The sequence below is a fragment of the Shewanella colwelliana ATCC 39565 genome (assembly GCF_000518705.1).
GTDB lineage: Bacteria > Pseudomonadota > Gammaproteobacteria > Enterobacterales > Shewanellaceae > Shewanella > Shewanella colwelliana.
This window is the reverse complement of record NZ_JAEC01000005.1, coordinates 126,376-151,512: the sequence shown is the minus strand read 5'-3', so window position 1 is coordinate 151,512 and position 25,137 is coordinate 126,376. Positions and strand designations below refer to the sequence as shown.

The 25,137-nt window shown below is 46.1% G+C and carries 22 protein-coding genes; 15 read left to right on the top strand and 7 right to left on the bottom strand.

The annotated features are described in order from the left end of the window. Nucleotides 1-70: 70 nt before the first annotated feature. The 4 genes from L876_RS0102585 (at nucleotide 71) to L876_RS0102570 (ending at nucleotide 5,049) form a co-directional block, all read left to right on the top strand. Nucleotides 71-2,320, top strand: coding sequence for a dehydrogenase E1 component subunit alpha/beta (locus L876_RS0102585; RefSeq protein WP_028762362.1), 2,250 nt, complete (start codon nucleotides 71-73; stop codon nucleotides 2,318-2,320). Then, a complete protein-coding gene (locus tag L876_RS0102580) occupies nucleotides 2,320-3,411 on the top strand; it encodes an ACP S-malonyltransferase (protein WP_028762361.1) in 1,092 nt (363 codons plus the stop codon). The genes L876_RS0102585 and L876_RS0102580 overlap by 1 nt, the downstream gene beginning before the upstream one ends. Before the next feature lie 99 nt (nucleotides 3,412-3,510). Further along, complete coding sequence (locus L876_RS20925) at nucleotides 3,511-4,041, top strand: GNAT family N-acetyltransferase (RefSeq protein WP_051412870.1); 531 nt, start codon at nucleotides 3,511-3,513, stop codon at nucleotides 4,039-4,041. A gap of 444 nt (nucleotides 4,042-4,485) precedes the next feature. Then, nucleotides 4,486-5,049, top strand: coding sequence for an acetate uptake transporter (locus L876_RS0102570; protein WP_028762360.1), 564 nt, complete (start codon nucleotides 4,486-4,488; stop codon nucleotides 5,047-5,049). Nucleotides 5,050-5,126: 77 nt separating this feature from the next. On the opposite strand, the gene L876_RS0102565 is transcribed toward L876_RS0102570, so the two are convergent. Together L876_RS0102565 and L876_RS0102560 are read right to left on the bottom strand one after the other, a co-directional pair. Then, complete coding sequence (locus tag L876_RS0102565) at nucleotides 5,127-5,801, bottom strand: YiaD family glycine zipper/OmpA-like lipoprotein (protein WP_373316142.1); 675 nt, start codon at nucleotides 5,799-5,801, stop codon at nucleotides 5,127-5,129. Nucleotides 5,802-5,979: 178 nt separating this feature from the next. Continuing rightward, the gene (locus L876_RS0102560) at nucleotides 5,980-6,465 is read right to left on the bottom strand and encodes a YcxB family protein (RefSeq protein ID WP_028762358.1); all 486 of its coding nucleotides are present in this window, start codon (nucleotides 6,463-6,465) and stop codon (nucleotides 5,980-5,982) included. A gap of 116 nt (nucleotides 6,466-6,581) precedes the next feature. Between L876_RS0102560 and L876_RS0102555 the strand changes: the two genes are divergently transcribed. The 3 genes from L876_RS0102555 (at nucleotide 6,582) to L876_RS0102540 (ending at nucleotide 7,633) form a co-directional block, all read left to right on the top strand. Beyond that, nucleotides 6,582-6,896, top strand: coding sequence for a TehB-like domain-containing protein (locus L876_RS0102555; RefSeq protein ID WP_028762357.1), 315 nt, complete (start codon nucleotides 6,582-6,584; stop codon nucleotides 6,894-6,896). A 216-nt stretch (nucleotides 6,897-7,112) separates the two neighbouring features. Beyond that, nucleotides 7,113-7,328, top strand: a complete 216-nt coding sequence (locus L876_RS0102545; protein WP_028762356.1) for a hypothetical protein — start codon at nucleotides 7,113-7,115, stop codon at nucleotides 7,326-7,328. 59 nt (nucleotides 7,329-7,387) lie between these two features. Further along, nucleotides 7,388-7,633, top strand: coding sequence for a hypothetical protein (locus L876_RS0102540; RefSeq protein WP_028762355.1), 246 nt, complete (start codon nucleotides 7,388-7,390; stop codon nucleotides 7,631-7,633). A 42-nt stretch (nucleotides 7,634-7,675) separates the two neighbouring features. Here L876_RS0102540 and L876_RS0102535 read toward each other — a convergent pair whose 3' ends face one another. Then, nucleotides 7,676-8,101: a VOC family protein gene (locus L876_RS0102535; protein ID WP_028762354.1), complete on the bottom strand. Its 426-nt coding sequence runs from the start codon at nucleotides 8,099-8,101 to the stop codon at nucleotides 7,676-7,678. 38 nt (nucleotides 8,102-8,139) lie between these two features. Beyond that, on the bottom strand, nucleotides 8,140-8,748 hold the full coding sequence (locus L876_RS0102530; RefSeq protein ID WP_028762353.1) for an NADPH-dependent FMN reductase: 609 nt from the start codon (nucleotides 8,746-8,748) through the stop codon (nucleotides 8,140-8,142). A gap of 141 nt (nucleotides 8,749-8,889) precedes the next feature. Between L876_RS0102530 and L876_RS0102525 the strand changes: the two genes are divergently transcribed. The 5 genes from L876_RS0102525 to L876_RS20920 all read left to right on the top strand — a co-directional run bounded on the left by L876_RS0102525 (nucleotide 8,890) and on the right by L876_RS20920 (nucleotide 16,077). Beyond that, nucleotides 8,890-9,513, top strand: coding sequence for a helix-turn-helix transcriptional regulator (locus L876_RS0102525; protein ID WP_028762352.1), 624 nt, complete (start codon nucleotides 8,890-8,892; stop codon nucleotides 9,511-9,513). 12 nt (nucleotides 9,514-9,525) lie between these two features. Beyond that, entirely contained in the window at nucleotides 9,526-10,230 is a 705-nt protein-coding gene (locus L876_RS0102520) for a pseudouridine synthase (protein WP_028762351.1), read from the top strand. A 107-nt stretch (nucleotides 10,231-10,337) separates the two neighbouring features. Then, complete coding sequence (locus tag L876_RS0102515; RefSeq protein WP_028762350.1) at nucleotides 10,338-11,303, top strand: LysR family transcriptional regulator; 966 nt, start codon at nucleotides 10,338-10,340, stop codon at nucleotides 11,301-11,303. Nucleotides 11,304-11,461: 158 nt separating this feature from the next. Further along, entirely contained in the window at nucleotides 11,462-13,756 is a 2,295-nt protein-coding gene (locus L876_RS0102510; protein ID WP_028762349.1) for an OmcA/MtrC family decaheme c-type cytochrome, read from the top strand. A 263-nt stretch (nucleotides 13,757-14,019) separates the two neighbouring features. Further along, nucleotides 14,020-16,077: an EAL domain-containing protein gene (locus L876_RS20920; protein ID WP_051412868.1), complete on the top strand. Its 2,058-nt coding sequence runs from the start codon at nucleotides 14,020-14,022 to the stop codon at nucleotides 16,075-16,077. A 4-nt stretch (nucleotides 16,078-16,081) separates the two neighbouring features. Here the strand turns inward: L876_RS20920 and L876_RS0102500 are convergent, their stop codons facing one another. Continuing rightward, nucleotides 16,082-17,617 (bottom strand): MFS transporter, encoded by a 1,536-nt coding sequence (locus tag L876_RS0102500; RefSeq protein WP_028762348.1) that lies wholly within the window; start codon nucleotides 17,615-17,617, stop codon nucleotides 16,082-16,084. Nucleotides 17,618-17,824: 207 nt separating this feature from the next. Further along, nucleotides 17,825-20,803 carry an ImpA family metalloprotease gene (locus L876_RS0102495; protein ID WP_028762347.1) on the bottom strand — a complete coding sequence of 993 codons (2,979 nt, stop codon included), beginning with the start codon at nucleotides 20,801-20,803 and terminating at the stop codon, nucleotides 17,825-17,827. A 323-nt stretch (nucleotides 20,804-21,126) separates the two neighbouring features. Here L876_RS0102495 and L876_RS0102490 point away from each other — a divergent pair, with 323 nt between their 5' ends. From L876_RS0102490 to L876_RS0102480, 3 genes are all read left to right on the top strand, one after another. Continuing rightward, entirely contained in the window at nucleotides 21,127-22,848 is a 1,722-nt protein-coding gene (locus tag L876_RS0102490) for a methyl-accepting chemotaxis protein (RefSeq protein WP_028762346.1), read from the top strand. A gap of 172 nt (nucleotides 22,849-23,020) precedes the next feature. Continuing rightward, a complete protein-coding gene (locus L876_RS0102485; RefSeq protein WP_028762345.1) occupies nucleotides 23,021-23,212 on the top strand; it encodes a CopG family transcriptional regulator in 192 nt (63 codons plus the stop codon). 160 nt (nucleotides 23,213-23,372) lie between these two features. Continuing rightward, nucleotides 23,373-23,717, top strand: coding sequence for a zinc ribbon domain-containing protein YjdM (locus L876_RS0102480; protein ID WP_028762344.1), 345 nt, complete (start codon nucleotides 23,373-23,375; stop codon nucleotides 23,715-23,717). A 182-nt stretch (nucleotides 23,718-23,899) separates the two neighbouring features. On the opposite strand, the gene L876_RS0102475 is transcribed toward L876_RS0102480, so the two are convergent. Then, a complete protein-coding gene (locus tag L876_RS0102475; protein WP_028762343.1) occupies nucleotides 23,900-25,126 on the bottom strand; it encodes a hypothetical protein in 1,227 nt (408 codons plus the stop codon). Nucleotides 25,127-25,137: the final 11 nt, after the last annotated feature.

Sequence of the window (25,137 nt, the reverse complement as noted above, 5' to 3'; positions counted from 1 at the left end):
AGATGTCTATCTATCCGCTCATGATGTGGGTTGCGGAGGGATAATTGCCAGTACACAGGGGTAGAGTAGATTGGAAGATAGAGCTATCGCCCTCGATCGACAGTTTGTCGACAGGGTAATCAATCAAGACTTTTTATCGATAGAACAGGGGTGGGATCATCGTCGTTTAGGCTTAAGCGATGCCGATTTTATCGGATTGTTTGAATCACAAATTAAGAGCCGTTTGTTGGATCTTGAGTCACGGCAGATGCGTGCCCGAAATCAAGGCTTCTATACCATAGGTAGCTCGGGTCATGAGGGGAATGCCGCTTATGGCTTGGCACTGCGACCGACTGATATGGCTTTTTTACATTATCGCAGCGCTGCTTTTATGATTGAGCGCGGCCGCCATGTCGCTGGTGAGATGCAACTGTGGGATATGTTGTTGTCCTTTGCTGCATCAAGCGACGACCCAATCTCTGGCGGTCGTCATAAAGTGTTAGGTAGCAAGCGTCTCAATATTCCACCGCAAACATCAACCATTGCCTCACACTTGCCTAAAGCGGTCGGGGCGGCACTGAGTATTCCTCTGCTTGAGCGTTTAGATTTACACAGTGATCTGCAGCCACAGGGTATAGTCATGTGCAATTTTGGCGATGCGTCCGCTAACCATGCCAGTGCACAAACCGCAATTAATGCGGCGGGGTGGGCGGCGTATCAGCAAGTACCGCTGCCGCTGATGTTTGTATGTGAAGACAATGGCATCGGCATTTCAACGGCAACACCAAAAGGGTGGATAGCTGCCAATTTTAGTGCGCGTCCTGGTATCCAATATTTCGCTTGCGATGGACGCGACATTCTCGATACCTATCGTGTCAGTAAGCAAGCCGCAGACTATGCGCGTCAGCGGCGCAAGCCAGTATTTTTGCATGTGCGTACAGTACGCTTAATGGGCCATGCCGGCAGTGATGCTGAAATAGCCTATCTGAAGAAACAGCAGATTTTAGATAACGAGGCCCAAGACCCACTACTTATCACCGCTAAACAGGTCATTGCTGCTGGGCTGTTGTCGCCTGAGCAGGTAGTAGCCCTGTATCAAACCACAAAAACACGTATAGCCGCGATTGCTGCGGTTGCAGTATCCCAGCAAAAGCTTGATTGTGTGCATAAAGCGATGAGTTCAATCGTGCCGCCATCCTTGGCACAAGGCAGTGAGAAAACACCGTTAAGTGATGAGCAGTATCTCAGTCTTTTCATTGCCGATAAGAATAGCATCGGCAAGCCTGTGCACATGGGGAAATTGATCAACTTTACACTGACTGAATTGATGGCACGGCAGCAAAATATCCTTGTGTGCGGTGAAGATGTTGGCAAAAAAGGCGGTGTTTACCATGTCACTTCACGCTTGGTTGAGCGTTTTGGTCCCAATCGAGTGATCAATACCTTGCTCGACGAAACGTCGATACTCGGCTTGGCTATAGGCATGGCGCATAAAGGCTTACTACCTATTCCAGAGATCCAGTTTTTAGCTTATGTGCATAATGCGGAAGATCAGATCCGCGGCGAAGCGGCCACTTTGCCATTTTTTTCCGATGGGCAGTTTACCAATCCCATGGTGATCCGTATCGCAGGACTGGGCTATCAAAAAGGGTTCGGTGGACATTTCCACAATGATAACTCTTTAGCGGTTTTTCGCGATATACCTGGGTTAATTTTAGCTTGCCCCTCTAATGGTGCCGATGCGATGGCCATGCTTAGGGAGTGCGTGCGAATGGCTGATGAGGAGCAAAGACTCATTATCTTTTTAGAGCCAATAGCACTATATATGACTAGAGATCTCCATGAGCCAGGTGACAACTTGTGGAGTGCTACGTATCAGCCACAAGCCACGGCAACCCGATTACCTTTTGGGGAGTTAGGTATTTATGGGACGGGCAAGTCGTTATGTATCATCAGCTATGGTAATGGGTTCTATCTGAGTCGTCAGGCTGAAAAGAGATTGGCAGCGCTGGGTGTTGCGTGCACTGTGATAGATCTTCGCTATCTCGCGCCATTGAATGAAGTGGCCATCGCCCAGCAGGCAGCCCAATGTCAGCATGTGTTAATTGTCGACGAATGTCGGCGCAGCGGCTCAGTGAGTGAGGCTATTACTACCTGTTTGTATGAGCAGCTTGGTGATGAATGTCCCAAACTTGCGCGCCTAACGGCAGAAGATTGTTTTATCCCTTTAGCTGACGCGGCAACTTTGCCGTTGCCCAGCCAGCAAAGCATTGTGACCGCAGCGCTAACATTGCTGGGTATTGATGAACAGATTAACTCCCCACGTTCGAAGGAAGCATAATGAGTCAAAATAATGCCGAAGGCACTGGTGCAGGCAAAAAGCACAGAGCACTGGTGGTTGCGCCAGGTCGGGGGTGTTACAACAAAGATGAGCTTGGTTATCTTAAACGGCATCATCAAGATAAGTTGGCGTTTATCGATAAGATTGACCAATATCGGCATGGCATAGGACAAAGAGGAATTGCTGAACTCGACGCACAGGCGAAGTACTCTTTCAAACTGCACACCCCTGGCGAAAATGCTTCAGCGTTGATTTATGCCTGTGCGATGGCCGATTTTATGGATATCGATACCGCAGAATATGAGGTTGTCGCAGTCACGGGTAACTCCATGGGGTGGTATATTGCCTTGGCGTTGGCTGGAGCCTTGCAGCCCGATGCTGCCATTAAGTTGATTAATACCATGGGCTCAATGATGAGTGACGGTCTAATTGGTGGGCAGTTGATCTACCCTGAGATGAATGAAGCTTGGCAAACAGATTTAACCGTCAGTCGCTTGGTTGATGACGTGATTAATCAAGTCAATCAAGCCTCGGGCTGCGAATTGTTTACCTCTATCTATCTCGGTGGTTACCGTGTGCTGGCGGGGAATGAGGCTGGGATGACGCTGGCTGAAACGTTGCTGCCGCGGATTGACGATAAATACCCGATGCGCTTGTATAATCACGGTGCTTTTCATTCGCCACTGCTCAGTGATATTTCGGATAAAGGGCGAGCGGCGTTGCCTGAGTCACTGTTTAACGCACCAAGGGTTTCTTTGGTTGATGGACAAGGGAAAATCTGGTCGCCATATAGTACGGATACGACCGCATTATATGATTATACCTTAGGTAAGCAAGTGATTGAACCTTATGACTTTTCCAAGGCGATCGCAGTTGCTGTCAAAGAGTTTGCTCCAGATAAAATAATTGTTCTGGGTCCGGGTAACACCTTAGGGGGACCTGTTGCTCAAGCGTTAATCCAGCAGCAGTGGTTTGGCTGGCAGGATAAAACCGATTTCAGCGCCGCGCAACAGGCTGCTCCTCGATTAATTGCTATGGGTCATGATAAGCAGCGCTTTCTGGCTACATCCCATGATATCGAGACGTGCTAGGTTCTTGCGATAGTGACACTTTATTGTACTTAAGGGATAGCAATTGATATTAAGCACATTAAGATAGAAGTTTGAAGTTATGATCGATATAGGTGGTTTGTGTCCCAATTACATTGTCAATCTAGTGAGCCTGCTGGGTTAACCGTTCGTCATAGTGGCGCGAATGATATTCAGGCTATTTGCCAGTTGTATGCCCAGCCCAGTTGTTATGCTGGCACGTTGCAGCACCCATTTCCCTCACTAGATAGCTGGCAGAAACGTTTGGAAAGTCTGCCGGAAAATAGTTACAGCTTAGTGGCTGAGCTAGAGGGAAGGCTTGTTGGTCAAATCGGCATGGAGGTTTTTAGTCGCCCAAGGCGCAAGCATGTTGCCAATATTGGCATGGCAGTGTGCGAATTAACCCGAGGTAAAGGTATTGGCAGTCAGTTGCTTAAAGCGATTATCGACTTGGCGCAAAACTGGCTTGCAGTCACTCGCATAGAGCTTGAAGTTTATACCGATAATGTCGCTGGTATCGCGCTGTATGAGCGCCATGGCTTTGTCATTGAGGGCACGGCTAAACAGTATGCCTTTAGAAACGGTGTCTATGTTGATGCCTATTTAATGGCACGCATTAGTCCACTTGGATAACTGATCTAGATCAGGTCTAGCTAGGGTTTCTTTGCGGGCGTTATAAAGTGAGGGGTGGCTCTCACTTATGTGGCGTTAGTAGATGTCGCTCGCAATAATGGTGCTTGCTGAATTATCCTTTGCTGTTATTAAGCCTGTGACCTAACGGCTATTGTGGTTTGCGTCTCGTTTCGCCTTGTTTTTGTGATGTGGCCACCTTTTGGTGCGCCTTTAAAACTATCTTGCTGAATTTAAACAGATATTTTACAAAATTTGATTCTTTATTTTGCTACACCTCCTCAATATCTATCTAACTATCTGTATTAAATAGGTATTTTCGTTTCGACTTAGATTGCTGCTACGCATATTGCCTGCTTGTTAGCCTTGCTCTAGAATCCGCCGCTTGCTGAGTGCAGCCCTTTTGGCTACACGACTTTCGCTTGATATTTCCACTAGGGGAACTTGATGTCTACAAAATTGGCTAACCCAGCGCCGTTAGGGCTTATGGGTTTTGGCATGACCACTATTTTACTTAATATCCACAATGCGGGATATTTTCCGATTGATGCGATGATTCTAGCCATGGGGATTTTTTATGGCGGTATAGGTCAAGTGATTGTGGGTATTATGTGTTTCATGCGTGGCGATACTTTTGGCACAACTGCATTTACCTCTTACGGGCTTTTTTGGCTGACGTTAGTTGGGCTTATATTAATGCCTAATGCAGGGATCGCTGCTAGCCCTAGTCACTTTATGGGCTGGTATTTGGCACTGTGGGGAACCTTTACCGCATTCATGTTTGTTGGGTCTTTGCGCTATCCTCGTGCTAAGCAATTTGTGTTTGCGTCATTGACCCTGTTGTTTTTCCTATTAGCGGCAAGAGATTTTACTGGTAGTGAATTGATCGGCACTATTGCAGGCTTTGAAGGCATTATTTGTGGGGCGAGTGCCATTTACTTTGCAATGGCGCAAGTGATTAATAATGAGTTTGGGCGCACCATTTTGCCTATCGGTGAGCTTAAACGCTGATTAATAAGTCGTGAGTCACTGAAATTAGTTCTATAAAAAAGGCTGCTCAATGCAGCCTTTTTTTATGAATCATGGCCCTAGTTTTTGGCGATAGGGCTTAAGATGATCTCAACACGGCGGTTTTGAGCACGACCCGCTTTAGTGTCGTTACTGGCAATAGGACGAGACTCGCCCATGCCATGAGAGGCGATGCGTTGGTTAGCAATCTGTTGTGACGCTAGGTAATTTGCCACTTCGCTTGCGCGCACTTGAGATAGGCGAAGGTTGTAAGATTCGCTGCCAGAGCTATCAGTAAAGCCCATGATATTGAGTTTGGTTTCATCATACTCTTTACCCACTAAGGCAACACTGTTAAGTACTTGCTTAGCACGGTCACTGAGATGTGATTGATCGACACCAAAAGTGATCTCATTAGGCATATTGAGAATGATATCATCGCCGCTACGGGTCACACTTACGCCTGTTGATTGCAGCTGCTTACGCAACTCTGCTTCTTGCACGTCCATATAGTAGCCAATACCACCGCCAACTGCCGCTCCCGAGGCCGCACCGATCAAGGCGCCCTTACCGCGATCGCTTTTGCTGGAGGAGGCCACTCCAATTGCTGCGCCTGCAATAGCACCAATAATCGCGCCATTGGTTGCTTTAGCATTTTGGCTTTCATTGGTGTAAGGATTGGTGGTTTGACAGGCAGAGAGCAAAAGGCTTGCGCTGACGATCATCCCGATGAGCGAGAGTTTATTGTTATGCATAGAGACCCCAAACGATACGCGGTGGCGCATCATTTATCTGTATTGACTAGAATGGTTGCGATTGTCGCATTTATGTTGCAAGGCATTAAGCAGATTATGCTTGTCGCTGTTTAACTGATGGTAAATTAGCCACATATCGCTGGCGAACATATGGTTTCACCAGCGAATTTACCTATTATTAGTTTTGCTGCGATCCCTGTATGTTACGGATAAACTCGCAAGCGGGTTGGTCGAGGTAGCGCTTGGAGATGTAGCTTTGGCTGCGTGCTTTAGTGATAAGAAACCCTTGTTCGGTCTCTTTTATCTGGTCCATTTCATCCCACAACACCTGAGTGTCAACATAAAGTGATTTTGTGGTTATTCCCAGCTCGTCTATGGTTAGGTCCACTTCATTACCTGCCGCTTTACTCCACATCTGGCGCAGTAGCCACCATGGGCGTTTGAATTTGATACTCAGGCCTTCGAGAAAACCTAAACCGATAATAAACCAAGATGCGTAGTTATTCGCACCGGTCAGCAGCAGCGCTGTGCCGATAACAATAAAGATGATGGCCTTGGCATACACTTTTTTCGACGGATTAGAGGGAACTGATTCATCGAAACATTCACTATAGTAGGACTTGTCGAGAATAAATTGTGTGGTATAGCGAAAAGAAGTGTCCATTAAAGTCACTCATTTGAAAAATTGTCCTTAGTGTAATGACAATAGAATTTTGTGCAAATTTATACTAGCTTTAAAGTTTGAAATGTTAAATCTGTTAGATCGCCAGGGAGCTTGTGATGTCATTTGTACCAAAGGGATATGTAAAGTGCCAAAAGACGCAAGTATTTGCCGTTAACTCTATCCCAGCTATCTATCGTGAGCGTCACTTTACTCGTCGCGGGGTATACGAGCAGATCCATGTTATTCGTGGTGAACTGATGTTTTACGGCTACAAAGACAAGGAAGGCGATGTTGAGCGAGAGGTAAGATTAAAAGCCTCTGAAACCGCGATCTCTCATCCTGAATATTGGCACAGTATCGCACCGTTAACCGACGATACTCAGTTTGAGATTCATTTCTATATAAAACCAGAAGCCTTAAACAACCCTTAAACAACCGCTTACCCAAGCAAGGTTTAGCTTAAGTTTTCTTTGTGGCCACCTCTGCCTAACTTTTCTTCAACCTTTCCTTTTGCTGATTGGTAGAAATGGTGGCAGATGAACGCAGCGTTAACAATCATTAACATGACTCTTACAATTAGCCTGGTTAGAGTGCTGGCTAATCACTGTTCAACTTATTCTATCAACACTACTCGCTAAGGAAAGCCGATGACTGTTAATCAAGCCAATAAAGCCCAGCAAACCAAAGCTAAGTCGAGTGTAAAACACGAGAAATTTAGCTGGATGGATATTGTTGAAATGGATACCCACTTTGCGCTGTTTCAATCCATGAGGCGTTCTAAGACACTGACCATAATGGTCATTATCGGTGTGATTTTAGCCGCTGGATTTGTGTTTTTTCTCTATAAAATGGCAGGTCATTAGGTGCAGCGGCTGGCAATAAGGCGATAGATTCACAAAGGTTTAATGAAAGGAAGATGTTTATGGTTGCAGGCTTTGTTACTGAACTCTTTATCTGGTTCTTTTGGGAGTTATTGCTCTCATTTGTGCTCTATACCACGGGCGCAGTAGTGCTTGCGGTATTCTCATTTGGTCGGATACAAAAACCACTCTATTGGCCAGCAATGTTCCATCATGAAAAGCGTTTAGCCAAAAATGACTTTTATAGCGTTTACCTAAGTGGGTTTTTCTTTTATTTAATCCTCTTTGCCTTGATTGTATGGCTGTAACTCTTGGGTTGAGTTAACCAAACAATCTTGGCAAGGCTTCTGCTAGGCGGCTTCGTAGTGATTGCGCTGCGCTGGCAGATCACTTAAATATTGAACAAACTCTACCTCATAGCCGTTGGGGTCAATAAAATAGACATTGCGTCGATGTAGATTGACTGCCCCATCTTTATCGACAGTAAAGCCTTCATCCGCTAAACGTTGGATTACAGCCTCAATGTTGTCGGTGACAAAAGCAAAGTGCGCTAAGCCAACTTGGTGGCCGGTTAAGTCTCTATTTTCTCCTTCTCCATCATCATTGAAGGCAAGGTATTGATAGTCATCGCCAAAATGAACCCAGCTTCGAGGTTTGCCGTACCAATTCCCTTGCCCACCCCCTCTAATATGCCAGTGGGGAAACGCGGCGCGATAAAAGCTTAGTGTATGGTCAATATCGGTCACGACTAGGTTGATGTGCTCTAGGTGAATCATGGTTTAACTCCTTATTTTATTGTTTATATGTGGTGGTGTTACATACCATAAGCGTATTCTTGCTGCTTGGGATAAGCGCGATTTTGATGTGCATCTCTAATGGATAGCAGTGCACCGCTGTATTGGTGGAGCATATAGAGGCTGTAATCTATGCGTGATCTTAGGTCTTCATCGCGCGGGTTGACTGGCAGATCACTGTCTAATACTTGCTGCACATTCCGTATGATGAGGTGATCAGGAATAGGGACGATTTTATTGTTCTTTAGCGCATTCATTTTCAGCTCGGCAATGGGGTAGGCGCCGCTTATTCCACTCGATACCGCGACAAGTAATGCAGGCTTATGTGCCGTGTTTTGTCCATCAATCATTAAAAGAAAGTTCTTCAATAGCGGAGAGGCCATTCCGCCCCATTCTGGTGTGATAAGGACGAGGGCGTCAGCGTGCTTAATTTGCTGGTTGAGTGTCTCAAAGCCACTGCCATTAAGTGATTTAGTTCCACTATCACCATCCCAAAAAGGCAGGTTAAATCGACACAGTTCAAAGTGAGACACTGACGTGAAGCCGTGGTCTTGGCGGGCAATATACTGTGCTACTTTAGCACTTTGTGATGCGGTTCTCTGACTGGCACTGATGATAAGCAACTTCATAAAGTAAACCTTTTTGTTTATTTAATGTTTGTAAGGTAAATGCTTTACTTAAGTTTGTAAAGAGTAAAGTAAATAAAAAAGTTTACTTAATTACTGGATCGGTAATAATGTCACCATGAACAAGCCTGTGCGGAGTATTAGGTGTCAAAAAAAACCAGTGAGAAAATTGTCGACTATCTAAAGATCAATGGCCCAACAACAGCCAAGGTGCTGGCACAATGTTTTAGCTTAACCACAATGGGGGTGCGCCAGCATCTTCAAGCATTGGAAGATGATGGCCTGTTGTCTGTCGAAGATAGAAAGGCGAGCCGCGGGCGTCCAACACGTTATTGGGCGCTGACCGAAAAAAGCCACCCACTGTTTCCGGATCGCCATGATGAACTGACCAGTCAACTGATTGAGTCGGTGAGAGTCGTATTTGGTGATGGCGGATTGGACAAACTGATTAGTCACAGGGAGGCAGCCAGTCAACAGCTCTATCATCAAGCGCTGGATGGCCATGAAACGATTCGAGATAAGCTTGATGCATTGGCACAATTACGCACTCAAGAGGGCTATTTAGCGACGGTAGAGATCGATGAAAATAGCTTTTGGTTATTAGAAAATCACTGTCCGATTTGTGCTGCTGCCACAGTATGTGCGGGGTTTTGTCGCTCAGAGTTACAACTTTTTCAACACTTATTTAAAGGCATGGCTGTGGTGTCCAGAGAGGAGCATATTATTGAAGGTGCACGCCGCTGTGCCTATAAGGTGGTGCCATGTTAATCTGGTTAACCGATGGAATCTAAGCGTTTTCGGTTAGACCGCTTTATTAGTGGCAAGCTGCAGATACCCAAAAAACAGATACGGCCCATGCTTGCTGCGGGGCGCGTGCGAGTCGATGGTATTATCGCCCGCGATATGGATCAAATTGTGGATCAATTTTCCCATGTGGTGGTTGATGATATCACGCTGCAACAGCGCAGTGCTCACTACATCATGCTGCACAAGCCGATTGGTGTAGTGTGTGCGACCAAAGATGAGCAGCACACCACGGTTATGGAGCTACTTCCGGCTAACTCACCTCAAGATCTGCATATTGTTGGACGCTTAGATCTCAACACCTCCGGACTGGTGTTGCTGACCAATGATGGTCATTGGTCTCGGCAATTGATGTCACCGACACAAAAGATCCCTAAGCAGTATCTGGTTACTCTAAAACATCCCCTGACGCCCGCTTATATTGAGGCATTTACTAAAGGTTTTTACTTTGAGTATGAGGATATTACCACTCTGCCCGCCGAGTTGCAGATCTTAGGGCCAAACCGGGCATTGGTGACGCTCTACGAGGGCAAATATCATCAAATAAAACGAATGTTTGGCCGCTTTAGAAATCAAGTCATGGCACTGCATCGCATTGCTGTGGGCAATATCGTGTTAGATGAAAACCTAAAGCCAGGGCAGAGTCGACCACTTACTAAAGCAGAACAGGATTATTTTTAAAACACAGTTTTTTGTGAGAGCTTAATCATTGTATGAGTAAGGGCTATTTATTACCTTGTAAAAATTGTGTTATATCTATTAGATAATTCAAATTAACTTGGGCCCTTATGACCAGTCAGACATTAAAGAAGATCCGTGAACTCGATGTTTTTTGCTTGATGGTTTTTAAGGTCATTTTTCAAACGGGCCATGCAAATATTGCGGCGAAGCAACTTAATGTCTCTGCGCCTAAAATTAGTCGTTGCTTGAACATGTTAAGAGCGACATTTAATGATGAACTGTTTTACCGGCGCCAATTAGGGCTGAAACCCACTCCTCTAGCAGAATCTCTGTTTGAACCCATTTGTCAATTTTGCGACTCAGTCTTAAAGATAGAGCAGTCGATGGCAGATAAAGGCTTAGAACATACGCGCGATAGCCTTAAAATTGCCGTAACCCCAAGCATTATGGCTAGCCTCTCTCTAACTTATGCACGCAGTAACGAGCGCACAAATATTGGTCGCGTGCAGTTCATCTTATGGGACAGCGATTCTGCTGATTTGATTCATAATGGAGAGGTTGATTTGGGGGTCGCATTTGATCCCTGTGACGACCACGTGTTGTGCAGTGAACCCGTTGCCAGCTTGTCGCACATCTGCATTGCAGCAAACGAGGAGCACGATATCTGGTTAGTACCCGATGGCGTGACACTCGAAGAGGTCTGCAAATACCCATTTTTATGTCTCAACAGTAAAGGCTTCAATGATAAGCTTGACCCGTTAGAGGTGTTCGCTCGTCAATCAGGTATAGAGATAAAAAATATTGAGCGTGTGGGATCAAGAGATGAGTGGTACAGCAATATCCTCACCATGCACTCGTTGGCCTTTCTCAGCTGCTCAGAGGCGGCTATTTGTGGCTCTTTACCCGGTATTAAAGTCATGCCGCTAAGCGACGCTGAAGTGGCGCGATTACACGGTGAAAGCATGGCCCCACAGTACTTACTGATTGAAGCTCCCGAAGGCTACCGCCGCTATTCCAACGATCAAAGATCATTATTTATTCAGTTAATCAAGCAGCTAGTATCAAAAAGTTGATTTCAATTATTGAAATTCACTATTTCACATCTTGAAATTTCTGTTAATGAATCTTTAAATTGCTGTCACAAGTTGGAATCAAATTTATAACATTTAAGCGTATCTCTCTTATATTTGGTGTACTGCAATAGCAGAAATACCAAGAAAGGGATATGGCGATGAAAAAAAATAATAGATCCTTATTAGCCATGGCACTGGTTTGTGCCATGGGTTTGAGCGCATGTGGTAGTGATGGCGAAGATGGTAAAGACGGTGCACCTGGAACCCCAGGTACACCCGGAACGCCTGGTACTCCAGGAGCACCTGCGGGTGCAACTGTTGATACCGTCACCACCGCAGCGGACTTTATGTTAACCCTACAACCTGCAGATATCGTAGTAGTTGGAGCTGATGACTTCACTATTAAGTTCACTGCAACTGGTAAAAATAGCAAAGGAGATGATGTTCCATTTACAGGCCTTGATAAAGTGGCGTTGTATGTCACCAATCTGGTTGCAAACGACACAGATACTGGCGCGCCAATGTTGTGGTCTAACAATGCATTAGTCAATGAGTTTGGCTCTAGCATGTACTGTACCCCAACAGGTAAAGCCACAGCGCGCGGTGGAGCAGAAGTTGACGCGTGTACCTTAGTTGAAGACGCAGAAAACCCAGGGACTTATATGGGCTCTTGGGAACATGATGGTAATGCGCCTGTTGTCAGTGCCGACGGCGATCCAAACAGCTTATTCAGAGTCATGGTTCGTACGTATAACATAACTGATGCTACGGGTGTTGGTATTGGTGACAAGTTACTATCGACTCCTCTTGATTTCACTCCTGCAACCGGTGAGCTTGCCGTTTCTACCAAAGACTCAGTATCAAATGCGGCCTGTATTCAGTGTCACAGTGAGCTAACGGGTTACGGTGAAGGCGATATGCGTATCGCAAATATCGGCGCACACCATAACTATCAGAAAGTTGAAAACTGTATTACTTGTCATAACCCAGCTTACGCTGGTGGACAGGATGATCCAGAAAAAGGCTTTAATGCTAACTGGAATGCAATGATCCATACCATCCATGCTGGTGGCGTACTTGCTGAAGATGGCTTGTTAGTGGGTGATGCATTAGATGAGTTTGCTGGGGTTCACTTCCCTGCTGAGCTAAGTGAATGTACCACTTGTCATGATAACGGTACGCAGTGGAACGACAACATCTATGTAGAAGCTTGTCTCTCTTGTCATATGAATGTTGACTTAGCCACGGGTGAGAATCACCGCGGTATCATTCCTGGTAGCGATGCGGCCTGTTCTGGTTGTCATGGTGCAGGAAGTTTGAGCCCAATGGTTGCTCATAATGTGGGTGGTCGTGATAAGGTCTCTGATGCATTTGCCTTCGACTTTACCTCTGCCGTGGTTACAGCAACGGCTGACCCTGCAGTATCGACTTTGACCGTTATGGCTAACGTGACACTTAATGGCGCAGCAGTGGCTGATGGTACTGACTTTAGTGAATACATGACCAGTACTCGTCGTGGATTGCTAATTGGTAATCTTGACGCCGATGGAACACCGACTCGTGGTTTAGGTATGTCAGTGATCAGTGATGTCGTGAGTTTGTCTGGCGGTGTATTGACTGTTGCTAAAGATTTTGATGCAACGCGTTTAATGGGTCCTATCTACGTGACGGCTGAAGTTCAAGTCTGTGCAGAAGGCGATATGGTTGTTAAATGTACCACAAATACAGATGGTGACATTGAGCAGCTTGGTGTAGCCAATAGCGCGCCAATCAAGTACTTCAATTTGTCAGACCCGACTGCTGCAACAGTGATTGCTCGTATGGACGATCCTGACCGTGTCACAGTGAGCGAAGCTCAGTGTAATACTTGCCATGGTAACCTAACACATGTGAAAGGGACTCACGGCGCGACTGAGTTCACCCAATGTATGGATTGCCATAATAATACGTGGTACGGATCTTTCCATGGTGATGTTGCTTACGATACAGGTGAAGTTGATGCCGATGGCGATCCAATCTTTGCCAATGTACCAGGTCTAACCTTTAGTAACCGTGATCTTGTTACTGTAGCTCACCGTTTCCACAGTGGTTCGTGGGATGGCGGCGGAATCTACTTTGATAAGAATATGGAAACTGTTGGCTACCCAGCGCTTGCAACAGACTGCCAAGCTTGTCACAAAGAAGGTGCTAAATTGTTTGCCGCTGATGGTGGATTAACTTCTGGCAAACGTGCAATTAAGGTGAGTGCGACAGAGTATATCTCACCTATCGCAGAATCTTGCCGCTCTTGCCACATTCAAGGTTCAGCGCTTGCGCACTTTGAAAGCAATGGTTCTTATGTTGAAGGTTCACCTGCTACAACAGCTGACCTACCAGTAGAATCTTGTGCAACGTGTCACGCCGAAGGTAAAACATACGGTGTTGATAAAGTCCACATGGGAGGCGGACACTAGGTCATACTTAGATATATGATCTAGATAATAATAGTTCTCTTAAGGTGGGCTCACCCCTGCTAGTAGCCCACTGAGATAGAAGTATTTTGGGGACCTTTTAAAGGTCCCCCTTTTTTTGCTTACCTAACTCAGCCAATCAATCGTGTTTTGTTGCTCGCCATTGGCCTAAGTGGCATGTTGGCACACCAATTCCTTTAGGTTAGTTTCTGTTTTGCCGTTATTGGACTAAGTTAATTAGATACCGCACTACAATTTCGGACGATATGTTTGCAGCACGAAATACCTTAGAGCGCGCCTTTCTCATAGCAATAAAAGAATCTTTTATTGCATTGCTTCCTTTTATTGTCGTCAATTCATTGCTGGCACTGGTGCTAGCCATTGTTGATGTGTGGCAACCCACTTGGCAGCAGAGTAATGGCTACTTATGGTTAAGTCAGTTTGGCCAAATTCTATTTAACTTCTTTCCGCTGATGGCGTTATTGTCACTGTCATTTCACTTTTCTAAATACCTTGAGCTTTCAGCGGTGGCGGTGGCCTCGGTTTCCATTGGTTCACTAATCGCCTTACATATTGACTCCCACCAACAGATGGCAATGACCCAAGGTTTTTCGTTTCTATTTGGTGATGCAAGGGCGATCATCTTGCCGATTTTAGTGGCTTATCTGTTGCGATTCTTCATGGGGATTAAGGCGATTAACTTTCTTAAAAGCACTCAGCTAAGTAGCTATCTTAAATTGCATCTCAACCTACTGTTTCCTTTGATCACCTGCTTTATTGCGGTGACCATGGTGATGTATGCCAGTAGCTTCTTACTGGGTCAGCTGTTTGAGTCTTTTAAGCTAGGGCTTGAAAGCAGCGGTTTATTTAGTCAGCTAATTGTCAGGGTGATCTCTACCCATGTGCTGTGGTGCTTTGGAGTGCATGGCGATATTGCGTATATGTTGGTGCTTGGTATCGATAATGGGTTACAGCAAATCGCCCCTAACTTAACGCTGTCGCAATTTACCGATCTGTTTGTGTTACTTGGTGGTAGTGGTGCAACGCACTCATTGCTCATCGCTATTTTTATCGCCTCAAAAGATAGAAATATGCTTAACGTCGCTAAACTATCACTGCCGTTTGTGCTGTTTAATATCAATGAGATTTTGATTTATGGCTTGCCTATTATCTTTAATTTGCGGCTTATATTGCCTTTCATTATTGTGCCTGTCGTTAACACGTTAGTGGGCTATCTGCTTGTGAGTGCGGGGTGGATAACGTTTAGTGGCAATGAGTTTCCCTGGATAATGCCTATATTGTTAAATGGGTTTGTGGCTGGCGGCAGTATGGCCATTCCGCTATTACAGCTACTGCTTATCGCCGTTGGTGTGGCCATCTACCTGCCGTTTGTGCGCCATTACAGCTTGCAGGGCAAAGGTGATAATTTTGATAAGGACCTTATTAAACGTATTCAGTTGCAAATTGATATCGACAAAATTGCCGAGCGAAACTATACCCTGCGTCAGAGCGAAGATTTACAAACTAACGTCGCCTTAGAGAAAACCATTAAAGAGGTGCTCAATGGTGAACTACTGCTCTACTATCAGCCTAAGGTGTCATTAGTCAGCCGCTGTGTGGTGAGCTATGAAGCATTATTACGATTGAAGAACAGGTCAGGGGAGGTGGTTGGGCCCTATTTTATCCCAGACTTCGATCAAGCCGGTTACGGTAATTTAATCGACAGTTTTGTGATTAACCGCTTGGCGAAAGATATGCGCCAATGGGCAGCTGAAGCGTTTCATCCCAGAGTTAGTCTTAACCTCAACCCAAATAGTGTGGTGGATAAAGCCACCCAAGACTTGCTGGTAGAATGTCTGGCTGACTATGCGCAGAGTATCGATATCGAGCTGTTGGAGTCTGCTTTTATCTCCGATCTGCAGAGTGTCGAACAGAGCATGGTAAATCTAAGGGCCTATGGCTTCTCGTTTGTGATTGATGATTTCGGGACTGGTTACTCCAGTATTAGCTTACTGAGTAAAATCAAAATTGATGGTATCAAGCTAGACCGAAGCATCTTAGAAAATATTAAGCACGAGAAGGGGCGTATCTTATACCGGCATACCTGTATGCTGTGCAAAAGCCTAGGGTTTCATTTGGTTGCAGAGGGGGTTGAGACTATAGAGGAGGAGATTTTTGTCCGTTCGGCAGGGATAGATACGGTGCAAGGCTGGTTGTACGCTAAAGCGCTACCAAGGCAAGATGCCAAGCATTTCGCGATACTGCAAGATAAACTGAGCGAAAGGAAATTAGCAGGCACTAAAAAGGGAGCCGAAGCTCCCTAATCGATTATTGACTGCGTTGTAGTTTTAGCAACCATTTACCGTAGAGGTATATGCCGACAGCCGAAATGGTACCGATAGCGGCAATGATGTACCACGCCATACCAATATTATGGGTGTTATACAGCAATGTCGTCAGTGATTGCGCCGACTCGCCGGTATAACTTACCAAAGTGGTAAAGGCTTCCCCTTGAGGAATGGCGGCAACATCGCTTGGACTCATGCCTCGCTGGGCAAGTAGCTCCAGAGAGAAAATCTCTTTCGAGGCATAGATCTCATACAGCTTAGGACCGAAGTAACCTTCAAGGCCCCAACCTATCCCTTGCGGTAGCATGACAAAGCCCAAATACATCGCCTTCTTGCCCTCAGGGGCAATGTTCCCCATGAACTCATTTTTCTTGGGGCTAATCATCATTTCGCCAAATGAGAACATCACAATCGCTAACACTATCATCCACGCAGCATTGGTCGCGCCAATTAATACAAATGCAATGATGCTCAATAGGCAGCCAGCTAACATGGCGGTGGTAATGCGATACTTGGCGGTCAGGGCGGCTACAAGGAAGCAGCTGGTCATGATCATCCCCGCATTGAGGTTAAGCATCCCTTCTGGCATCACTTTCGTGCCAGTATTGTCCAGACCCAGCCAGAACTGTAAAACACCATTAGAGGTCCCTTCTGGGCCAAATAGGCTGGTGACTATCACGCTAGTATCGACCCACTCTGCGATATGAATTGGCAGAACATCAAATAACGAGTTGAACAGGAACCAGAAGCCAGCAAACACCAACATATAGTAAATAACCACTGGTTTTTTCAGTTCATGCCAGGCGTCTTTCCACAGGGCTTGTTGAGTGATCTCACCGCTTTTGATTTTGCGGTTACGCTCCATGCGCTCCTCTTTTCCTGGCTCTTTGTAGGCAAGCAGGAACAGGAAGTTAAGCGAGATAATGGCCGCACAAGCATAGAACACATTGTCCCAAGAGAGTTGGCGCATATGCACGGCAACCAGTGGACCTAAGAAGCCACCTATGTTGACCACTTGGTAGAATATCCCCCAAGCCATTGAGGTGTTTTGTCTACCGGTTGAGAGCACCAAGGTGCCTTGAATACCGGGTTTAAATATCCCCGTTCCCCCTGCGAGCAATATTGCGCCAAACAGGAATCCCCAGAAGTTGGGGAAAAAGGCCATCACTAAATAGCCTGAGATCTTGATGATGGTGGAGGCAAAAATGGTTTCCTTGTAACCGACGCGGTCTGAGATACCGCCAGTAAACACAGGGATAAAGGTTTGCATTAAAGCCCAAATTGAGATGATCACACCGTAGTCGTGCAGGCTGATCCCTAAGCCACCTTCGGAAACTGGTGCCTTGGCATAAAGCCCCGCACTGGCTTTGACGCCGTAGTAAGCGATACGCTCAACCAGCTCCATGCCGCCGACTATCCAGAATATATAACTTAAGCTGGCAATGGAGGCCCACATACCCAGCTGCTTAACTTCACGCAGATCATTGTCTGCGTAAGCATCTTTGGAGTCGCTCATACCCTTCCTTTTACTCTTATTTTATTGTTGTTTTATTCGCAATGATGTTGATCTTGCGATAATCGCTTGTGATTGCAGAGCACACTTTACCTAAATTTGAAGCTAAAAACCAAAGTGATTGTAACGAGCGGGGGGGTTGCGGTGCTGGTAATAAAAAAAGAGCGCCATCGGCGCTCTTTTTAGTGGCTTTAGATTGTCGCTATTGGGCTATAACGGCCAAGCTTGCGTACCATCAACGGGTACAGCTTGTAGATCTAGGCCATAACAGTAGTCACCTGGGGCATACACATAAACAGACTTAGGCACTAAGGGGTAGCCAAAGCTCGCAACTTGGGCTTTAGCTGCATCAGTGGTGGCTAGCCCCCACATCTGATAGAAGTCACGATAGTCCAGATGGGTAGAATAACTCATGGCAATCATCAAAAAGTCATTGTTACTGATGTTTTTAGCGCTCTGTAAACTAAAACTGTCAAACCCAATGCTTGCCCGTTTGGCGAGCCAAGTGGCGTCATCGGCTTTCGCCCGTTCAAATTCACGCAGTAAAATGTGCACTCGTGCAAGTAGGTGCCAGCCATTTTGCAGTGCGCCCAGTTTCTGCGCCGCCACCATGGTTTGCAGCATGGTGGCCATGCCGTTTGACCAGCTGGTCAGTTTGGCGGCCTGCATGTAAGCAAAAGGGTCGGCTTGATTTTGGCTCGCTTGCAGTACATCAAACTCATCTTGGATCGATAGACCTTGGCATGACGGCAGCTTGCCGCTCTCCTTGTAAGCCCGTGACTTGGTGTAATAGGAGTAAGGGTTGGTGGACGCATGTCCTTCGTGGCCATCGAAACGCAGACGGCCCTTCTCTAAACCATGGCCTAGCTCATGGATATCGCCATGACCTGTAGGGCTGAATGACCAACTCGCATCATAGGGATTCCCCGAGCAACCCGAACCACAAGTAGGTTGATCGGCATTCATGTGTTTAACCATATCTAGGTTATCCATTTGCCAGCCATTGAGGGTTGCAAAGTCAGTGATCTCACTGACCTCATCTATAAATGGTCCCTTAAAACCTGCCAATAGATGTGGGTAGTTGTGCACATGAGTCATAATTGCCTGCGCCATTTTTTCTGGGGTATCCCAAAGCGGCTCGTGGCTCATGGTTTTTTTCATCTTATCGAGGCGAGAGTGCACCTCAAAGTGGGCGGTGGCGAGCTCGGCCCAATCGTAGTCACCTTTTTCTAACGCTTGCATAAAGGCACTGCCATCCATGCCTTCGCGCCAGTATGGGTGTTGACCTATATGGCTAACATCCAATGTCACAGGTAGGTCATTGGCGCTAAACTTTACCTGTAGTGGTCCACCGTAAGGTGAGGTGAGTTTGATGGTTTCACCTGGTTTTATTTCGATATGGGTGGACTGTAAAAACTTGGCGCGGTTGTAGCCATTACTGGCAAATTCATGGGTCGAGCCTGAACGCTGGGTATTAATAAACACCCAAGTGCGTAATGCGCTGTTGTCGCTACGCGTGATGGTTAAGGTTTGCCCAGGGATTGCATAGACGCCTGCGGATCTAAAACCTTGTTTACTCACAAGGTTAATTCGTTTATCACTTGGGGTAATGTGGCTAAAGTCAGTGCGGCTAAAATTACCTAAGTCTTTAGGTACAGCGTTGATATCACGAGTGTTATACACAGTATGGTCGGCATAGAAGGCTTTTAGGTATTCCATTGTTGGTGTCGTCGCCACATCCATCGGATAGCTAATCTCCTGGCGGTAACTGTCGCCGAGCAGGATGAGATACTTATATAACTGATGGTCGCTGAGAGCGAAGATATCGCGCTTGGCGCTATCAAACCCCATGATGCTTGCTCGGATCTGATTAAGGCCTGCGCGGTACTTATCCTTAAAGTTAGCGTCGCAATCGGTGGCGCAGTTCGCTAAGTTAAACGGCGACGTCTCATCTTTAAATAGGCTTAGCCAGACCTGCTCATTAGTCAGTGAAGGCTTAGCATCGAACATGGCTGTATAGCTTGACCAGTCGGCTTTATCGGCACCGAAAAAGTTTCCTGGGCCGCCAGGGCCTTGCATAGAAAAGCCCATTGCACCTAGTACGGTTTGGGTCAGCGGCACACTGTTCCAGCTGTGCATATGCATATAGAGCAGCGGGGTCTTATTGTGTTGCAATGTAGCAAGATTTTCAGCCACTAAGGCGTCATTAAAGGTTTCTGTAGACCCAGTGACCACCAGTTCAGCCTCAGCAAGACAACTACTCAGCTGCGCTTCAACGTTACAACGGCTAACTTGCCAGTTAGGAAATTGCGTGGTTAACCATGCGCTGATGCGGCTGCTGCTCCAGTCGCTTATCAAAAATAGCCTGATCTGTTTTTCTTGAGCAAGAGTGGTCGCATCTTGATTGGCTAACCAACCTAATAGCTGCTTCATGCTCGGTTCAAAGTCGAGGTTATTGCCGTTGTGCATGCCTGAGATAATGTCACTGCCAAAGGCGGCATTGCGCTGAGTGTTGATCTCACTGGCGGCAGCGAAGAGTCGTCCACCATTACCTCTGATCAGTTCAAAACTCTTACTGCTTGGATAGCCATTAGCGCCAAGGCTCATCTGGATCATTTGTGAGTGCTGACCAGAATCGTAGCGCACCACATTATCTTGGTAGATAGTCTTAAGAAAGGCGCTGTGCTCTTGTCGATAGCTGTTAATAAGCTTGAGTGCGCGATCTATCACTTTGGTTTCTAACCCTGTGATCAAACTGGCATCTCCAACACGGGACGCGGCACTAATTTGATCTTTAAGGCTAAGGGTCAGTTGATCTTCGCTGCTTTTTCCTGCGCCATCGGTCACCGTGAGTGACAGGGTTATATCGGCATCTTGTACTAGGCTATTGGCATCTACCGTAACCGACGCACTGTCGGTACCAGTCAGTTGTACGCTGGGGCCATTAAGCTGTTGCCACTGATACTGGGTTACGCCCTCGTTGTAGACGGTAACTTGGGCGGTCAGTGTTTGCACTTGATGATTCCATGCTTGCAGATCTGGCCCTAGGGCGACAGTAGGCGCCTGTGCTAAAGGCGGCGTAATGTTGCCACCATTGCCGTTATCACCGCTATTATCGCCGTCATCAGAACCGCCACCGCAGCCCACTAAACCTAATATCAGACAGCTTGGGATCAACCACTGCTTCATTTTTAACATCCATTAATGATTTTGCTACATTGTGATGACGTTTCAGGCTTAATGCAAACAATAGAGTTAAATAACTAATTAAAACAAAGGTTAAGGCGAGATTTTGACGTTTGCGGTTATTTTGACGCTGTGGTTAAGGTAAATATTAATGTGAAATTTAATCTTTAGACTCACGCGTAGAGTGATTTGATTTCGATCAATGAACATTAGGGTTTTAACAAATGTGATCTACTACTATGTAGGTATTATTGTTCACTGGCACTATGGTTAACTAAGGAGTTAATTTTGACTCTGTAACATTAACTTCAGTAAGGGAATATGTCATGTCCGCCACTCACACTCAGTTTGAACAGGAAAAGATAGGGCAAGGAAACGACCCAGAGATAGGTTTTTTTGAGCGGATAAAGTCGGTGCGTTTTCAGCTTAAGCTGAATGTGTTTTTGGTGGTTATTGCGCTTATCTTTTTAGGGTATAAAGGGATATCGGGTATGCAAGACGCCGGAGACTCCATCGGTGAGCTTTACCAGCAGGGGATGCAGCACAGCATTCGGGCCGGCAAAGTGCTAAACGAGCTCGAAAAAGCGCGCAGTGGCTTATTGCTTGGGTTTCAGCATGATCCCAATAGTCAGTTTGCCGATATGCACAATCATCCGTTGTCATTTCATATCGATGCTACCGAGGCCTCAATCCAGCTGCTGCATAGTATCGTCGACAATGAGATATTAAGCTCAGATTTAGATGACGATGAGCGTCAGCAAGTCAATCAGTTGGTGAACTTGCTCGATAAAGTCACTGAGGATGGCTTTAAGCCTGCGTTGCAGGCACTCAGAGAGGGTGACTACAGCCTCTCAAACCAACTATTGTTAACCCAAATTAACCCCCTATTTAAAGATATTACCGCGCAGGCACAATCCTTTTTAGACTTGCAGATTGATGAGGCGAAGCAGAGTTTTGAGCTGTCACAAAGTAATGTCTCTGTTTACATCGTACTGGTCGCTATCTTCTCGGGGATCAGCATGTTGGTGATTATCTTCAGCTCGACCTTAATCATTCGTCGGGTCAGTGATTCTGTGACGCAATTAGAAAACACCGCAATAGAGATTGCCTCTGGTAACTTAACCAAGCGGATAGCGCTTGATGGGAATGATGAGTTTTCTCATATTGCGGATTATGTTAATCAGATCACTCGTGGTTTTCAGCAAGCGGTTAACAACACTCATCAGTCAACGTCGCGTCTTGCAAGCTCTGCCGAAGAGAATGCGGTGGTGTCCACGCAGACCCAGCGCAATGTGCTTGATCAGCAGCAACAAACCCAATTAATTGCCACCGCTATCCATGAATTTACCGCAACCGTGCGTGAAGTTGCTCAAAGTGCAGCGGCGGCAGCTACGGCATCGGAAGAGGCAAATAGTGCCGCTCATGGCGCGCAAGTTGTGGTCAATGAGAGTATTTCAGTGATCGAAGCCTTAGCGGAAAAACTCGATGGTGCCAGCGAAGCGATGACACTACTGGCGCAGCATTCCAATGAAATTGGCACTGTGGTTGATGTGATTCAAGGGATTTCAGAACAGACTAACTTACTGGCACTGAATGCCGCGATTGAAGCGGCAAGGGCGGGTGAACAGGGTCGAGGTTTTGCTGTGGTAGCCGATGAGGTGCGCTCGCTTGCTAAGCGCACACAAGACTCTACCGAAGAGATCCAGAAGATGATCCAGCGGCTGCAACATGGCGCCCAAAGTTCGATGCAGATGATGCAAAGTGGTACCGAGCAGGTGAAACTCAGTGTCGACAAATCGCAATCGGTACGCAACGCCTTGGTGCAGATCATGGACAGCATTGAGCAGATCAATGCCCTGAACGCGCAAATCGCCACCGCGTCTGAGGAGCAAAGCTCAGTCACCGAAGAGATTAATATTAACATCACCAATATCAGTGATATCTCTGATCAAACGGCGGCAGGAGCACAGCAGAGCAGTGCAGCGACAGCGGATCTGGCCAAATTAGCCGAATCGATGGAGGCGGATATCGCTCACTATAAGGTGTAATACTAATTGGTATAACAATGTTATTAGCGCATTAGGTTAATCGTTGACATGTTAATTAAGTAGGCTGCGGGCAATACCGCAGCCTATTTTGTTGATTGCTTAGCGTAATCATAGGCAATGGATGCTCGATTGATTATAATCAAATGATAATGATTTTAGCCTAGGTATGAAGATGGAAAATAAAACAGCCCGATTCACGGTACTAATGGATCCGAGTAAAAAGCAAGCGTTTGAGCAATTGTGTGCCTCGCAAGACCTTACCCCCTCCCAAGTGGTGCGTCAGTTGATCAGAGGATACCTAGAACAGCATGATGTGAGCTATGGTCAACAGAAGCCAACTCACAATCCAAAAGTTAAAGGCTAAGGTTTTTAGGTTTAGCGGATAATGTTGGCTAGCCGTATTATGATAATTTTATTATAATGCCATTATCATTTCTGGTCGGCGTTTAGCTTAGTACCTAGAACTAATATTTTTCGACCAGATAGTTGGGGTCGACTATTTTGTAAATTAAAGAGAATTTGTGATGAGCGATACTATCCCACCATGCCCAAAATGTGAGTCTCCTTATGCCTATTCAGACGGCACTTTATTGATCTGTCCTGAATGCGCGAATGAGTGGAACCCAAATGAAGAGATCGTTGATCCAGATGCCATCATCTTGAAAGATGCCGTGGGCAACTTATTGGCTGAAGGCGATAAAGTCACGCTCATTAAAGATCTTAAAGTGAAAGGCTCTTCACTTGTGCTTAAAGTCGGCACTAAAGCGGTGATTAATCGTTTTGTTGACGCTGACCACGATATCGACTGTAAAGTGGATGGCAATGGCCAGATGATGCTGAAATCTCAATTTGTAAGAAAGCAAAACTAATAGCAATCAGTACAAAGGTGTGATGGCTATGCGCTAAAAATGCAGAGTCGAACGCTTTCTTATACTGATTGGTATCACTGCGGTTTTACATTAAAAATACCTGCCAAATGCAGGTATTTTTTTGAGCGAAACCTTAAGCTGAAAGGCAGCTAGGGGGCTCTCACCACGCTAGCATCTGGCGACTAAAAATACCACCGGCTGGCCAGTTGCCACTGCTGCTCAATCAAATCATAGGGCAAGCCTTGTTCAACACGGGCTGCACGTATTGAATCTATACGATTGTATTCGGCTTGAAGATACCAGCCTTTGGTTAGCCTATATTGATAGGATGCGGTAACAGCATAACCTCGCTCATTATTGTTATCATCGGCAGTGGCATCATTATCCGTGACATCAAACTTCTCTAATCGCACACTAAGGCGGTGTTGCTGCCAACGTCGACTCAGCAATAAATAAGCAGCCTGATATTGATTATCAACAATGTCGCGACCATCAGGAGACTGCATCAAGGTATCGCCATGCATATATTGCGCTAGCAAAAGAATGTTATAGGGTAAGTGCCATTTATTGTCGATATGAATAAATCGAGTTAACCAAGCATATTGCCCCTTTTCAACAACTCGAGTGTTGGCATTGTTATCGTAGTAACCGATAGACAACTCTCCCTGCCCCTTGTAGCGCCACTGTCCCTTAGCGTGATACCCAAGGCGATTGTCCAGTTCAATAAAGGGATCTGATGCTTGAGCCTGTTTTGTGAGCGTCCCGTTTTGTAAGCTAGGCATATTGCTCAGCGGCAAGGTTTCTTGCAGCAAGGTTTGTCTCGAACTATTGGTCCAGCCATGCCATGCCAACATCGCGCCTGCGGTATCATTGTGTTGAAATAGCGTGGCAGATAATGCAAAGTCATGTGGACTATTGCTCATTTTTCCGAGTCGCTCGACAGAGAACTCAACACCAATATGGCGAAACTCTTCCCCTAACCAACTGTTGATTGCCGAGTAACTTAAGGTATAGGGTGACGACCATGCTGTGGCAATGTTTTCCAAAGAGATATTGGGGTACATCAGGCCAAACTTAGCTTGCAGTCGCAGGCCATTTTCAAAGGGCAGGCCTCGATAGTTAATGAAAGCTTCTGTGATGCCGAGGTTATCATTTACTCCATCTAGATAGCCGTTCGCCGTTATCTGAGCAGATAACGGGTTGTCCCAGTCTAACTCATAGCTGACACCCGCTTGTGCAATAGAGAGCTGGCTGCCCTGATCAAATCGAAACTTGCCTAAGCCTCCATCTACATAAGTGTCAATGCCATCGGTGTAACTGGCTCTAATATCAACAATACCGCTAAACTTATGTTCGGCAGCGATAGCATCTGCCGCAATAACACTTAGCATCCATAGCCAATATCTCATCCTTGCCCCTT